Annotated in this window: 14 protein-coding genes and 1 pseudogene; 14 read left to right on the top strand and 1 reads right to left on the bottom strand. The window is 37.1% G+C overall.

Annotated features, from left to right (window positions below; translation table 11 throughout):
* Positions 1-168 precede the first annotated feature (168 nt).
* Both BM157_RS08465 and BM157_RS08460 read left to right on the top strand, forming a co-directional pair.
* On the top strand, positions 169-669 hold the full coding sequence (locus tag BM157_RS08465; RefSeq protein ID WP_318255876.1) for a hypothetical protein: 501 nt from the start codon (positions 169-171) through the stop codon (positions 667-669).
* Positions 670-1,074: 405 nt separating this feature from the next.
* Positions 1,075-1,203, top strand: a complete 129-nt coding sequence (locus BM157_RS08460) for a helix-turn-helix transcriptional regulator (protein WP_055175224.1) — start codon at positions 1,075-1,077, stop codon at positions 1,201-1,203.
* Between the two features lie 582 nt (positions 1,204-1,785).
* Here BM157_RS08460 and BM157_RS08455 read toward each other — a convergent pair.
* Positions 1,786-2,520 (bottom strand): transposase, encoded by a 735-nt coding sequence (locus BM157_RS08455; protein ID WP_090140699.1) that lies wholly within the window; start codon positions 2,518-2,520, stop codon positions 1,786-1,788.
* 2 nt (positions 2,521-2,522) lie between these two features.
* On the opposite strand from BM157_RS08455, the pseudogene BM157_RS13240 reads away from it, so the two are divergent.
* The 12 genes and pseudogenes from BM157_RS13240 to ftsH all read left to right on the top strand — a co-directional run.
* A pseudogene (locus tag BM157_RS13240) lies at positions 2,523-2,657 on the top strand (linear amide C-N hydrolase); the annotation flags it as partial.
* A 38-nt stretch (positions 2,658-2,695) separates the two neighbouring features.
* Complete coding sequence (locus BM157_RS08450) at positions 2,696-3,376, top strand: GTP pyrophosphokinase (protein ID WP_012740929.1); 681 nt, start codon at positions 2,696-2,698, stop codon at positions 3,374-3,376.
* 35 nt (positions 3,377-3,411) lie between these two features.
* The gene (gene cls / locus BM157_RS08445) at positions 3,412-4,971 is read left to right on the top strand and encodes a cardiolipin synthase (RefSeq protein WP_055306506.1); all 1,560 of its coding nucleotides are present in this window, start codon (positions 3,412-3,414) and stop codon (positions 4,969-4,971) included.
* A gap of 248 nt (positions 4,972-5,219) precedes the next feature.
* Complete coding sequence (locus BM157_RS08440) at positions 5,220-6,584, top strand: citrate/2-methylcitrate synthase (RefSeq protein WP_349153731.1); 1,365 nt, start codon at positions 5,220-5,222, stop codon at positions 6,582-6,584.
* A gap of 1 nt (position 6,585) precedes the next feature.
* Complete coding sequence (locus tag BM157_RS08435) at positions 6,586-7,011, top strand: MarR family winged helix-turn-helix transcriptional regulator (RefSeq protein WP_006858455.1); 426 nt, start codon at positions 6,586-6,588, stop codon at positions 7,009-7,011.
* A gap of 175 nt (positions 7,012-7,186) precedes the next feature.
* A complete protein-coding gene (locus BM157_RS08430) occupies positions 7,187-8,620 on the top strand; it encodes a phospholipase D family protein (RefSeq protein ID WP_090140696.1) in 1,434 nt (477 codons plus the stop codon).
* Positions 8,599-9,309, top strand: coding sequence for a response regulator (locus BM157_RS08425; protein ID WP_090140694.1), 711 nt, complete (start codon positions 8,599-8,601; stop codon positions 9,307-9,309). The genes BM157_RS08430 and BM157_RS08425 overlap by 22 nt, the downstream gene beginning before the upstream one ends.
* Positions 9,309-10,352, top strand: a complete 1,044-nt coding sequence (locus BM157_RS08420; RefSeq protein ID WP_090140692.1) for a HAMP domain-containing sensor histidine kinase — start codon at positions 9,309-9,311, stop codon at positions 10,350-10,352. The genes BM157_RS08425 and BM157_RS08420 overlap by 1 nt, the downstream gene beginning before the upstream one ends.
* A gap of 31 nt (positions 10,353-10,383) precedes the next feature.
* Positions 10,384-11,448, top strand: coding sequence for an FUSC family protein (locus BM157_RS08415; protein WP_090140691.1), 1,065 nt, complete (start codon positions 10,384-10,386; stop codon positions 11,446-11,448).
* On the top strand, positions 11,438-12,010 hold the full coding sequence (locus tag BM157_RS08410; RefSeq protein WP_090140689.1) for a CDP-alcohol phosphatidyltransferase family protein: 573 nt from the start codon (positions 11,438-11,440) through the stop codon (positions 12,008-12,010). The genes BM157_RS08415 and BM157_RS08410 overlap by 11 nt, the downstream gene beginning before the upstream one ends.
* A 364-nt stretch (positions 12,011-12,374) precedes the next feature.
* Positions 12,375-13,364, top strand: coding sequence for a choloylglycine hydrolase (bsh, locus tag BM157_RS08405; protein ID WP_090140687.1), 990 nt, complete (start codon positions 12,375-12,377; stop codon positions 13,362-13,364).
* Positions 13,365-13,414: 50 nt separating this feature from the next.
* Positions 13,415-15,229 (top strand): ATP-dependent zinc metalloprotease FtsH, encoded by a 1,815-nt coding sequence (gene ftsH, locus BM157_RS08400; protein WP_090140685.1) that lies wholly within the window; start codon positions 13,415-13,417, stop codon positions 15,227-15,229.
* Positions 15,230-15,494 lie beyond the last annotated feature (265 nt).

The raw sequence follows: 15,494 nt of genomic DNA, 5'->3' as shown, positions 1-15,494 counted from the left end.
AATTACTGTTATTATTTTTTATGTTAATATGAAAATAGGAAGAGCAGAACTTGAAATGACATTAATTGACAAATTACGACAAAAAAGAAAAAAATATTTGTTTATGTGGTATAATATTTCAGAAGCAATAATGTATAAACTAAACGGATAGGAAACGGGGGCTATTTTTTGAGAATACTGTTTTGTAACATTGCATGGATGGATTATTATAAGGGAATTGTTCCGGGAAAAGATGAGCCAAAAAACGGAGGTTCATATGTAAAGGATACGAAAGATGCACATGAAAAGTATAATTTTAAGCCGGAACTCTTAAAACTAAAGGGATTCCCGGAAGGTGAGTATTGTCTTGGATTTGTGGAGACGAAAAGTACAAGTGCAGGAAAAAGGAACCAGCTAAATATTGAAAAGATAGAGAGCTGCAGTGATCTTAAAAATGATACAGAAGTTGATGATGTGCGGGTTGTGTACTGCGCATTATATCCGGACTCTTTTGATGAGGAAATAATTAATGCAAAGAAGAATATAATTATTAAAATTCAGGAAGCATTTTTAACTAGCGGGATATCCGATGAATTATTCAAGGTGAAAGATGTACCCTTACATGAGATAGGATTTAGTGTCAGAGTCGAGAATGCACTCAGGCGTTCCGGAATAAATTCGTTAAAATAATTGGTTCTCTGTTCCAGATGTGATTTATTGAGGGTAAGAAATTTAGGTAAAAAAGGAAGGGCAGAGCTTGAAGCACTTCTTTTGGATAAGTATGGGGTTACTTTAAGAGAAGGATTAAAAATTTAGTGCTTAAAAAGACATGATAACAGTTCTTATACTATAAAGGCAGTATATGTATGGGAAAATCGGTATTGACCGAGCTCTTTGAGCGAGGGATACTTCTTGTCCGAAGGGCAAGAAGGTGTAACTGAGAATACTTAGATCAATCGAAGTTTTTAGGGCTAAAGCCAATATAAATAATACTAGACAGGTTTGTCCAATAGCGTAAATACGGCATTTTCTCGCTTTGTGTCGTGTTATGTTTAGTAGAATAATATTACTCTGTCAATGAAAGGAGGAAACAGTATGGATCAGAAAAAGATTGGACGTTTCTTAAAAGAACTTAGGAAAGAAAAGGTTATTACACAGGAACAGCTTGCCGAAAAGATAAAAGTTTCAGGCCGAACGGTTTCTAGATGGGAAACAGGTGTTTGAGTTATAATAGGACCAAGTTAGATGAAACCCAGTAAAATCAAGGGGTTATGCCTAATTTAGTCCTTATTTTTATACCAATTTAGCGGTAGATAAGGCAGCGCTGTTATATCAAAACCGAAAATCCAAGTCAGTATCACAGATGTCCGCAATCAGTCTGAGAGTGAATCTGTGTGCTTAGATTAGGTACAATTTTATATTAAAACATTTAGTGAGGACTAAATTAGCACTTGAGATGGAATATTCCATCAGCTGGTTTGATCCTCTATTTATTTGAGAGGAGTGGTCGAATGGGCAAAGTGTTAATTTGGTTCGTAATCATTATTAGTACAGTGGTTCTCTACTGTCTTATGAAAGTTAAGGCAGAGAGTGATGAACTGTATTTAGATAAGGTTTTTTATGATGAAAACAGTATATCATATGCGTTCATGCATTGAAAATACTGTTCAGTTAAGAAATGCTGTATTTTTTTGGTGCACTAATGCGTAGAAAGCAGGTGTATGATGAGTTCAAATCATTTTTTTGTGTATGACAAAAAGACAGATTGCATATCTGCCTCATAATGCAGTATAATGGTAACGAGATTTATGCAACCCGATACATGAAATCCCTATTTCTCTTTGGACGGAGGTGAATAGGATATTTTCGATTGTACCTGACAGGTGTCAGATACTTTTGTATGAGAAGCATGGTCTCTGTTTCGTTACCACCGTGTTTGAGATACGCCCTGCATATGTTTACTGCGATGGCGAAATTAATTTTATAGATGTGTTTGGTATTTTTAGATTTTTTTACCATAGCGTGAGAAGTCACTAATTCACAGAAATTATACAGAATCATATGGGCATTGATTTCCTGAAGGATTCCATCATATTTGCTGCTGTGCCAGTTGATCAGACCGATGGTGTATTTGAGTTCACGGAAGCTTGTTTCCTCGCTCCAGCGCATCCGGTAAAGTTTATTGATTTCTTCCAGAGGAAGTTCTTCTGAAAGATTGGTGGCAATACAGATATAGGTTCCATTATCAAGGCGAACACGTACAATACGGAATTCAATATCGTAATACATGCAGTTTTCATCAAGAAAATCAAAATCGGTAGAAGGCTGAAGTATGGTATAGGTGTTAGGATTCCCCAGTGTTTCTTTCGTATGGCGTCTGGTAAGTGTTGTCCTTATATGAGTATCAAATTCGCTGTCAGGCAAATCATAAGAGGAAAGGATACCATTACTGTTGATATCCTTCATGCGGATAACGAAATACATTCCCTTCCGGATCAGGTGTGCAAAGGTATTAAAACTTTCGTAACCACTGTCTGCCATAAGGATGGTATTATTACAATACTTATGAAAAACATCAGATCAGTGCAGTAGATATGCATATAGAAAATCTGGATAGTGATAAAATGATTTGTTATCCAGTAATTCAAGGAGAACGAATCAACTATCAAAATAAATAATGTTTTGAAATCAGGGATGAGGTAGAAAGGAAAGTTCCATGACAAAAGATGAAGTAAAAAAACTCAGGATGAACAGTCCGGAATCACTACAGTTTTTAAATAATGCTACAAAATTTTATAATTTAATGATGATGTATCGTTGTGCTATTCGGGAGATACAAACTAAACTTGAGGTTTTGGATGATGAATTTTCAGTTGAGAACAATCGAAATCCTATTTCTTTTATAAAAACAAGAATTAAGCAGCCCAATAGTATTTACGATAAACTGCAGAAGATGGGATATGAGTTTACAACAGAAAATATACAGACATATCTCAATGATGTAGCAGGCGTTAGAATAGTTTGTGCGTTTATTGACGATATTTATATGATATCAGATTTGATTACCCAACAGGATGATATTAAAGTTATTGAAATAAAAGATTATATAAAAAATCCAAAATCGAATGGTTATCGAAGCTATCATATGATTGTTGAAATACCAGTATTTTTTGCTAAGGGTAAAACACCTATGCGTGTAGAATTACAGATTCGAACCAATGGTATGGATTTCTGGGCAACATTGGAACATCAACTTCGCTATAAAAAAGGAATTGAAGAAATGCCTGGCTATGATGAGATAAGTGAAGAATTACTTCATTCTGCAAGAGCTATCATTGAAGCAGATAATGAAATGCAGAGAATAAAAGACAAAATTGGTATGTTCTACGAAATTTAGGGAGAAAACTGAGCAAGTAGGAAGGTGGAATATATATGAAACAAGATACTTTAGAGGGCAAAGCAAAAACAAAAAATGGGGTAAAACGGCTGTGTTTTTCCATAATCTGCATTCTTCTGGAAGTGATTTTTATTATTACTATCGTAACACGCTTGAATGAATATGCAGAAATCATAAATTTATTTACAAGGATTTTGAGTGGGATCTTGGTTTTGGGATTGTACGCATCAAATAAGACATCCTCTATGAAAATGCCTTGGGTCATCTTAATTCTAATTTTCCCAATTATGGGTGTAGGCCTGTATTTGCTGATTGGTTTGAATGGTGGCACACATAAAATGCGTGAGCGATATGCAGAAATTGATAGCAAATTGTTACCAATGCTTCCGGACAGTCAGGAGTGTTTGAGCAGAATAAAAGAAACAATTCCGAAAGCAGGAAATATAGCAAGTTACATACAAAGAAATTCGCAGTATCCAATCTATCAGAATACGGATATTGTGTATTTTGATGAAGCAGTGAAAGGATTAGAGGCACAGCTTAAGGATTTGGAGAAAGCACAGAAGTTTATCTTTATGGAATATCATGCGATAGAAGACGCTGAAGCATGGCATAAGATTCAAGATGTTCTGGAAGAGCGAGTAAAAGCAGGTGTGGAAGTTAGAGTACTCTACGATGATATGGGTTCTATAGGCTTTATTAACACAGATTTTGTGAAAAAGATGGAGGCAATAGGAATTCATTGCCGTGTATTCAATCCGTTTATGCCAGGTTTAAATCTGTTTTTGAACAATCGTGATCATAGAAAAATAACAGTTATTGATGGAAAAGTCGGATTTACAGGTGGATATAATCTAGCAAACGAATATTTTAATTACACACACCCGTATGGACAGTGGAAAGATACAGGTATTCGTTTAGAAGGAGATGCTGTTCAGTCGCTTACGGTGACATTTTTGGAAATGTGGAATGCAGTAAGTGCTAAGGATGCTAATGATCCTGATTTTAGTAAATACCTTTTCCACTATGATTATGCGGCACAGCAAACTGGGTTTGTTCAACCTTATGCAGACAGCCCTGTGGATAATGAACAAGTAGGAGAAGAAGTTTATATCAGTATGATAAATAAAGCTGAAAAATATTGTTGGTTTATGACTCCGTATCTAATCATAACAGATGAAATGACGCATGCGTTATGTCTGGCTGCTAAGCGAGGGGTAGACGTAAGAATTATCACACCTGGTATCCCTGATAAAAAATTCATTTATAATATAACTCGTTCTTTTTATCATGGATTAGTTAAACATGGTGTTCGTGTTTATGAGTGGACTCCTGGTTTCTGTCATGCAAAAATGAGTGTGGCAGATGACTGTATGGCAACTTGTGGAACAATTAATCTGGATTATCGAAGTTTATATCACCATTTTGAAAACGGCTGTTTTATGGCAGATTGTCAGGCAGTTGTGGATATAAAAAATGATCTGATAAGAACGATGGGAGAATGTCGTGATGTGACAGACCAATATCAAACCGGACGAAGTGCATATTTGCGACTGGGACAATTATTTATGAGATTATTTGCTGGATTGCTATAAGAATCTGATGAAACGACCTTTCAAAAAACAGTTGATTTAGAAGTTAACTGTTTTTGAAAGGCCGTTTTTGCTATATCTAACAGTCTGTTGTACAAAGAAGATTTTGCATGGATGAAAAAACAAACCTTGTTGAGGTTAAATTGAGTTTTCCATTGTATTGTATTGCTAATGAATAAGAATAAGAACAGACAATGCTGAATGCTCTGGAAACAAGAATATCTGAGTATAGTATGTAAGTTCGTAACAGAATGAAAGGAGCGATTCAAATGAGCAATTTGGAAAATTATATGAAACGGCAAGCAATTTTTTGTGAACAAAATGATAGCATTAGTAAGAATCTGTATTCAGAGTATGGTGTAAAAAGAGGCTTACGAGATGAAAAAGGCCAAGGTGTGTTGACGGGGCTTACAAATATTTCTGATATAAAAGCTTTTGAATATCATGATGGAGTAAAGAGTCCATGTGATGGCGAGTTATCTTATCGTGGTTATAATATAAAAGATTTAGTAACAGGAAGTAAAGGAAAAAGGTTTGTCTTTGAAGAAGGAGCATATCTTCTTTTATTCGGAGAATTGCCAACTGATACACAGTTAATGGAATTTCAGGGAAGACTATCTGATTGTATGGAACTACCGACTAACTTTACCAGAGATGTCATTATGAAAGCACCTACATCAGATATTATGGGTTCTATGACTCGAAGTATTCTTACATTGGGCTCTTACGATAAGGAGAAAGAAAGTCTTGAAATTCCGAATGTGCTAAGGCAGAGTATGCAGTTGATCGCAGTATTTCCTATGTTAGCAGTATATGCATACCATGCTTATTGTCATTATGAAAAAAACGAAAGTATGTATATTCATAGACCTGAAAAAGATTTATCTATTGCTGAAAATTTCCTGCGCCTATTAAGACCAGATACAAAATTCACAGAACTGGAAGCAAGAGTACTGGATATAGCATTATTGTTACATATGGAACATGGTGGTGGTAACAATTCTACATTCACTACACGGGTAGTAACATCTTCAGGTTCAGATACTTATTCTGTTATTTCAGCAGCAATGTCATCCTTAAAAGGAAAAAAACATGGCGGTGCAAATCTGATGGTAATGAATATGATGGATGATATTAAAAGTCATGTGAAAGATTATGAAGACGAAGAGGAAATTGCATCATATCTGAGTAAGATTTTGAAGAAAGAGGCGTTTGATCAGAAAGGACTTATTTATGGAATGGGACATGCTGTATATTCTATTTCCGATCCGAGAGAAATGGTGTTCAAAGGCTTTGTAGAACAACTCGCAAGGGATAAAGGACGTGAGAAAGATATGACCCTTTATAACAATATTGAGAAGATTGCACCTAAGTTGATTGCAAAGCAGCGTCAGATATTCAAAGGAGTAAGTCCTAATATAGATTTCTATAGTGGTTTTGTGTATGACATGTTGAATATTCCAAGAGAATTGTACACGCCATTATTTGCGATAGCAAGAATTGCTGGTTGGAGTGCACATCGCCTGGAAGAATTGATAACTACAGATAAGATCATTCGCCCGGCATATAAGAGTCTAGTCAGCAAAAAAGAATATATAGAAAGAGAGGAACGATAATATGGGAGCAGGAACCAGTGCAGAGGAGTTTTTTTTAAAGAGCATCAATGTTGAAAGCATATTTGAATTTGTCGAAAGAACAGATTATTTGTTCCTTTATAGTATAAAGGAATGTGTTGAAAAATCAGACTGTCATGAAGGAGTATATCTTTCAGAAGTGGCAGAATACATGAAATTATCGATTCCAGAAACATCTAAGATGGTAAAAAGTCTTGAAAATAAAGGATATATTATCTGGAAATTAGATGAGAAAAAAGAAAGAACGTACCTTGTTTTGACGAACAAGGCAATTGAATTAAGTAATTGTCAGAAAGAAAAAATGATAGAAGCTTATGAAAAAATCATATCGAATATACAAGAAGATGACCTGGCAGTTACACGGTGTACATTGAGAAAAATCCGACAGCTTATGGAAGAAATAAAATAGTGATTAATAAAACGGAGTAAGAAAAGCTCCTTCATATATTAGAACAAAAATATGACTGTTTCTTTAAAAAGAAGCCTGTCATATTTTTTTATGAAAAATAAATTTTGTTGAGGTTAAATTGAGATTGACTTTGTATTGTATAAGTATGAAATAAAAAGGAATCAGGTGATGTACAATGAAAAAGTATAAAATATGTAAAATCCTTCTTGTTATACTGGCAATTTTTTTATGTGTGGCTTTTTATGAATTGATCGGAATCTGCATTGCATATAAAAAGCAGCCGGAAGTGTCCAATACAACCAAAAAAGAAACAAAAAATGGGTCATGGAACGAATGCAGTGAAAATACAGAACGGGCAGTAATCATAGAAAAGAATCCAGAAGCGCTTTTACAAAGAGTGCGTTTGATCAAGAATGCAAAAAAGGAAATTATTCTTTCTACTTTTGCATTTCAATCCGATGAAAGTGGAAAATTGATTTTAGGAGCACTGCATGATGCGGCAGACAGAGGTGTACATATTCGTCTGTTAGTAGATGGAATGGAGAGCTGGATTGATATGGAAGGAAATCCGTATTTCTATGGATTATCTTCCCATGAGAATGTTGAAATTAAACTGTATAATAAGGCCAATCCGTTGAAACCATGGAAGATGATGGGTAGAATGCATGATAAATATTTGATTGCAGATGGAAAGAGATATATTCTTGGGGGAAGAAATACATACAATTATTTCTTGGGTGATTTTCCGGGACATAAGAACTATGACAGAGACGTGTTAGTGGTTTGCGATGAACCTGAGAAAGAAAATTCAGTTAACCAGTTGTTAGAGTATTTTGAAACGATATGGGAACAAGAAGACAGTGGTTATTTTCATGACAATAAAAAACTGGCAAATAGAAAATCTGTAAAGAACGCAGTTTTAGAGCTGCAGAACGGCTATCAGAAATATTTTGAAGAGAATAAGGAAAGAATCTGCGATACCGATTACACGGACGAAACTTTTGAGACAGAAAAGATTGCATTAGTGTCAAATCCTATTCACACAGGTTCCAAAGAACCAGTAGTGTGGTATCAGTTGGGAGAATTGATGAAAAATGCAAAAAATCGTGTGAAGATCCACACGCCATATATTATCTGTAATGATATGATGTATAATACATGGGAGGAGATTGCAGAGAACGTTTCAGATTTTTCTATCATGACAAATTCAGTTGCGAATAATGGGAATCCATTTGGGGCTGCCGATTATGCGAAAAACAGAAATAGAATCTTAAGTACAGGAATTAATATCTGGGAATATGAAGGCGGTTATTCATACCACGGAAAAAGTATTCTGATTGACGATGATCTGTCTGTAATCGGTTCCTTTAATATGGACATGAGAAGTGCATATCTGGATACGGAACTGATGCTTGTAATTCGCAGTAAAGATATTAATAAACAGTTGGAAGAGGGCATGATGGAATATGAAAGAGTGTCCCGCCAGGTATTGGAAGATGGAACCTATCGTGATCCATATCATGTAGAGCCAATCGAATTAACAAAGAAACGTCAGAGAAAAATATTTTTGGTACAGCATCTGCTTGGATGGGCAAGGTATCTGTTTTAATAAGGAGGAAGGAAAACGTGTTTCAAATATTGATTGTAGAAGATGATAAAGAATTAAGCCAGCTATTCCAAAAAGTGCTTGAGAAGAATGGATATCAAGTCAGAAGTGCATCGGATGGAGCACAGGCATTGGAAGTATTGGATAAGGAATATATTGATCTGATCATTTCTGATATTATGATGCCGGTTATGGATGGCTATGAACTGGTGTCAGAACTTCGTTCAGCAGGATATCAGATACCAGTGCTTATGATCACTGCGAAAGGTTCCTTTGATGATATGCGCCAGGGATTTCTTTCGGGAAGTGACGATTATATGGTAAAACCGGTAAATGTGAATGAAATGGTTTTAAGAGTCGGAGCACTGCTTCGCCGTGCACAGATACTGAATGAACACAAAATTGTGATCGGTTCAACAGAGTTTGATTATGATGCAATGACGGTTACAACTGATAAGGAAAGTCTTGTTTTGCCTAAAAAAGAATTCCTGCTTTTATATAAGCTTGCAGCTTCGCTAGACAGAACATTTACAAAACAACAGTTGATGGATGAAGTATGGGGATACGAGACGGAGGCAGACCCACATACGATAGAGGTACATATAGGAAGAATCAGAGAGCGTTTTAAAGATAACCCTGATTTTGAAATCGTAACAATGCGTGGAATTGGATACAAGGTGGTGAAAAAATAATGGAACAAAAGAAAGAAAAAGGATTGCGGATCCGATCCTGTCTGACTGGTGCAATCTGGCTGGCACTTGTATTTTCAACAGTTATATCTGCTTTATTATTTGCTATTTTAAATCATTTTTTTAATCTGCCGGGCAGTATACCTGTGCTTGGCTGGCTTTTGATTTTCAATACATTGATTGCAGGGCTGATCACTTCCTTTATTAATGCAAAGTTACTGGAACCAATTACCAGACTTAGTAAAGCAATGAAGGAAGTTTCTCGGGGAGATTTTGAACAGCATTTGGAAACGAACAGCCGTATAGCAGAAGTTGGAGAATCTTATCAGAGTTTTAATGTGATGACAAAAGAGCTTCGTGCAACAGAGGTGCTGCAGATGGATTTTGTATCTAATGTTTCTCATGAGTTTAAGACCCCGATTAATGCCATTGAAGGGTATACAATGCTTCTTCAGGGAGAAGAACTGTCTCAGGAGCAAGAGGAATATGTAGAAAAAATCCTGTTTAATACCCAAAGGCTTTCCGGATTGGTTGGAAATATTTTGCTGTTATCCAAGTTAGAGAATCAGAACATACCAATGAAAAAAACAGAATATCGTTTGGATGAACAGATCCGTCAGGCATTTCTTTCCCTGGAGACAAAATGGACAGAAAAAGAAATTGGTTTTCAGGTAGAATTGGAGGAAGTTAAATATACTGGGAATGAAGGACTTTTTATGCATATCTGGATAAATCTTTTGGATAATGCGATTAAGTTCAGCCCTTCAAAGGGGACAATTACGATGTTTCTGAAACAAGAACAGGATTCTGTTAAGTTCATTCTGGAAGATGAAGGACCAGGAATAGAGGATGATGTAAAATCCAGAATATTTGACAAGTTCTATCAGGTAGATGGATCTCATAAAGCAGAAGGAAATGGCCTAGGTCTTGCACTTGTAAAACGGATTGTAGATAGTGCCGGAGGAACAATCAAAGCAGAAAAACGTGAATATGGTGGATGCAGATTTGTTGTAGAGCTTCCAATACAGAAAGATGAGGCCATATAAGTTTAAGAAAAACAGATAGAGGAGGAATTACATGACATTTTATCAGGAATTGCAGTTAAATCAGGCAGGTTCTAAAAATCTGTTGAAAAAGAGTGAAACAGCGAAAGAAAAATCATATCATATACTGGTATATTTGGTAAAGATAGCTGTTACAATGGCATTTTGTTTTTTATTTGTTACTATTTTCAGTATCTTATTTGGAAATGAGAATAGTATTGTGGGTGTAGTAGTTTTATTATGCCTTATGGTATTTCGGAATGCGGATCTGGGGATCCACACCGGACAATCTACGATGCTTTTGGCTTTGTTCTTTGTAATTATGACTGTATGTCCGCATTTAGCAAATCAGTTTTCACCGGTATTGGGAATGCTGTTAAATATTGCGGCACTGGCTGTGTTGATTCTGTTCGGATGCCATAATCCATTCATGTTTAATCAATCTACATTGGTTCTTGGGTATCTACTGCTATATGGTTATGATGTTACGGGAAAAAGCTATCAGATGCGATTAGTCGGAATGGCTTTAGGTGCAGCACTTACCTGCTTCGTATTTTATCGAAATCATAAAAACAGAACTTATAAAAGAAATCTGAAAGATCTGATACAAGAATTTGATATCACTTCTTCCAGAACAAAATGGCAGATATGTCAGATTTTATGCGTGCCGATTGTCCTTTGCATTGCAGAACTTTGTAATATGCCACGTGCAATGTGGGCTGGTATTGCAGCCATGTCCGCGATTTTGCCATTTATGGAAGATATGCACTACAGAGTCCGTAAAAGGATTGTCGGAAATATTGCAGGTGTTATATGTTTTACAGTGTTATATTTTCTGCTTCCTTCGTCAATCTATGCATATATAGGAATTCTTGGAGGAATCGGTGTAGGATTTTCAGCACAATATGGCTGGCAGGCAGTATTTAACACATTTGGTGCTTTAGCCATTGCTGCAGAGACTTATGGACTACAAGGAGCGGTTAGTCTTAGAGTGATTCAAAATGTTTTTGGTGTTGTGTTTGCTTTAGCATTTTGTGTTATATTTTATTGGTTTATGTCTAAAAAAAAGGAAAGTGATGTGATCGTACATGCAGAGTGAAGTGAATCAGGAAGAAAATTTGAATAGAATTATTACGGTTCCTAATCTTCTTTCTTTTTTTCGGCTTTGTCTGATTCCGGTAATTATATGGAGTTATTGTGTAAAGAAAAATCCTCTGTTAGCTGGTGAAATCTTATTGCTGTCTGGTCTTACGGATCTTGCTGATGGATATATCGCAAGAAGATTCCATAGGATTAGTAATTTAGGAAAAATACTTGATCCGGTGGCTGATAAGCTGACACAGGCAGCGATGTTAATCTGTCTGTTTACTCGTTTTCCGCATATGCTTCTTTTAATCGTAATAATGGCAGGTAAGGAACTGTATATGGTAGTCAGTGGATGTCTTGTGATACGAAAGACAGGAAAAGTACATGGTGCAGACTGGCATGGAAAGATAGTAACCTTTTTATTATATGGAACTGCAGCGGTTCATATTATATGGTTCCAAATTACACCGATGGTATCAGATCTGTTGATGGGTTTGTGCGCTATAATGATGGTCATATCGGTCGCTCTGTATATTATCCAGAATACCAGGACTCTTAAGGGAGAGACGGTATAAGCAATTTTATATTGCAATGACTAGAAAAATATTTAGGAGAAGATAGATATAAACAGTAAGTCAAACACACAAACTATGGAGTCTTTAGTCGGTTTAATAAAATTTTAGATAGAAAATAAATCATTCAATGTCATTTAGATAAGGTTTTTTATGACAAAAAGACAGATTACTTATCTGCCTTATAATGCAGTATAATGGTAGTCAGACAGTTTTGGATATAAGAGATGATCTTGGAGCAACAATAAATGAATGCAGGGAAGTGACCGAAAAGTACCGCACAGGACGGAGTGCATATTTACGGATCGGACAGTTGTTTATGAGATTGTTTGCAGGACTATTATAGCAGAAAGAAGAGGTGTTCGATATGTGTACAGCAGCAACTTACAAAACAAAAGATTTTTATATGGGCAGAACGCTTGATTATGAATTTTCCTATGGGGAACAGATCACGATAACGCCAAGAAATTACGAATTTGATTTCCGGTTTGCCGGGAAGATAAAAAGCCATTATGCTTTGATCGGAATGGCATTTGTTGCAGAAGGTTATCCGCTTTATTATGATGCTGTTAATGAAAAAGGCCTTGGAATGGCAGGTCTTAATTTTGTCGGAAATGCGGCATATGAAGAGGCTTTGCCGGAAGATGAAACAGAAGTCAGCCAGGTGGCACAGTTCGAGTTCATCCCATGGATCCTTACACAGTGTGCTACTGTAGCAGAGGCGAGAGAGAAGCTGGCAGCAATGAGACTGACAGGTACAGCATTCAGTGAACAGCTGCCGACAGCACAGCTTCACTGGATCATTGCAGACAAAGACTCTTGTATCGTTGTTGAGTCTATGAAAGATGGGCTGCATGTATATGATAATCAGGTAGGAGTGCTTACCAATAATCCACCATTCCCGGGTCAGATGTTTGCACTGAATAATTATGCCGGAGTATCCAGAAAACAGCCGGAGAGTACTTTTGCAGGAGTATTACAGCTTGATGCATATAGCAGAGGAATGGGTGGAATGGGAATACCTGGAGATCTTTCCAGCCAGTCAAGATTTGTGAAAGTTGCCTTTACAAAATTAAATTCGATCTCCGGTGAAGAAGAGGATGAGAGTGTAAGCCAGTTCTTCCATATCTTAGGATCCGTAGATCAGCAGCGTGGATGCTGTGAGGTGACAGAAGGCAAATATGAGATCACGATATACACGTCCTGTTGTAATACAGCAAAAGGTATTTATTATTATACGACTTATGATAATCATCAGATCACAGCGGTTGACATGCATGCGGAAAATCTGGATTCAGATCAGCTGATCTGTTATCCGCTTCTGTCCAAGGGCGAAGTCAGATGGCAGAATAAATAATACGAAAATGCACGGAGAAAGCATAACGCAGAACAACAGGAGGAAAGACCATGAAAGAAGTTAAAACACCGAAAAAACCACTGGCATATTATTATGGGATTGTGTTAATAGTGCTGATCGTATTTAATCTGGTTGTCACACCAATCCTTATGGAGCATCAGGTAAAGGAAACGGATTATGGAACTTTTATGAGCATGATCGAGAAGAAGAATATCGGTGAAGTAGAAGTTAATGACAATCAGATCATCTTTACAGATAAAGATCAAAAAAATATTTATAAAACAGGTCTGATGAACGATCCGAACCTGACGGACAGGCTATATGAATGTGGAGCAGTATTCGCAAAAGATATCGATAAGCAGATGTCACCGATCATCAGCTTCCTGCTGACCGGGGTTTTGCCATTGATCCTTTTTATCGCACTGGGAAATTATATGGCGAAGAAACTGATGGAGCATGCCGGAGGAAAAAATTCGATGGCTTTTGGAATGGGAAAAAGCAATGCGAAGATTTATGTGCAATCCAGTGAGGGAATCCGTTTTTCAGACGTTGCAGGAGAAGATGAGGCGAAAGAAAACCTTTCAGAGATCGTTGATTATCTTCACAATCCGAAGAAGTATACCGATGTAGGTGCGTCTATGCCAAAAGGTGTCCTTCTTGTAGGACCTCCGGGAACCGGCAAAACAATGCTTGCAAAAGCAGTTGCAGGTGAATCAAATGTACCATTTTTCTCAATGTCCGGATCAGAATTCGTAGAGATGTTTGTCGGTATGGGAGCTTCCAAGGTTCGAGATCTTTTCAGACAGGCAAAGGAAAAGGCACCATGTATCGTGTTTATTGATGAAATTGATGCCATTGGTAAAAAGCGTGACGGACAAATTGGCGGAAATGATGAGAGGGAGCAGACCTTAAATCAGCTTCTTACAGAGATGGATGGATTTGAAGGAAATAATGGTGTCATCATTCTTGCTGCAACGAACCGTCCGGAGTCGTTAGATCCGGCACTTACACGTCCGGGACGTTTTGACAGACGTGTGCCGGTTGAACTGCCGGATCTTGCAGGCCGTGAAGCAATTTTAAAGGTTCATGCAAAGAAGATAAAAGCATCTGATGATGTTGACCTGCATACGATTGCACGTATGGCATCGGGTGCATCCGGTGCGGAGCTTGCCAATATTATAAATGAAGCAGCATTACGTGCTGTCCGTAGTGGAAGGACCGTTGTAAATGAATCTGATCTCGAAGAAAGTATAGAAGTGGTTATTGCAGGATATCAGAAGAAGAATGCGGTACTTTCAGATCAAGAGAAGAAGGTTGTTGCATATCATGAGATCGGACACGCTCTGGTAGCTGCATTACAGAGTCATTCAGCACCGGTCCAGAAGATTACGATCATCCCGCGTACCTCAGGTGCACTCGGCTACACTATGCAGGTTGAGCAGGGTGATAAATATCTGATGACGAAAAAAGAACTTGAGAATAAGATTGCTACATTTACAGGCGGACGTGCAGCAGAGGAGATCGTATTTGGTGAGATCACGACCGGAGCCTCCAATGATATCGAACAGGCAACAAAAATTGCAAGAGCGATGATCACCCGCTACGGCATGACAGATGAATTCGACATGGTGGCAATGGAAAACGTGACCAACCAGTATCTTGGCGGCGATACGTCTCTTTCCTGTTCTGCAGATACACAGAAGGAAATTGATGAAAAAGTCGTGCAGCTCGTAAAAGCAGAGCATGAAAAAGCAAGAAAAATCCTTGCTGAAAACAGGGAAAAACTGGACGAACTGGCTATGTACCTGTATGAGAAGGAAACAATTACAGGTGACGAATTTATGGATATTTTAGACAGAAAATAAAGTAGTTAATTAGATAATCAATGTCATTTAGATAAGAAAAATAGTTAGTAGTTCTGAAAAATGGAATTATTTTATATAAAGGAGCGGACAAATTCAAGTTTGCTGAAATATCTTTCTAACTTTCCCTATTTTACAGGCTTTTCAGCCCATTCATTAGTGAAATGATATGTATTTTCCCTTATTTTTGCCCTTATGAGATAATCGTAAGGGAAATAAGGGAAAGTTTTATTTAGTCGTTGCCTGCCACTTTATCAAGTAACTTTGC

Source organism: [Lactobacillus] rogosae (genome assembly GCA_900112995.1).
Classification (GTDB): Bacteria; Bacillota; Clostridia; order Lachnospirales; family Lachnospiraceae; genus Lachnospira; species Lachnospira rogosae.
This window is presented reverse-complemented; position numbering and strand designations above follow the sequence as displayed.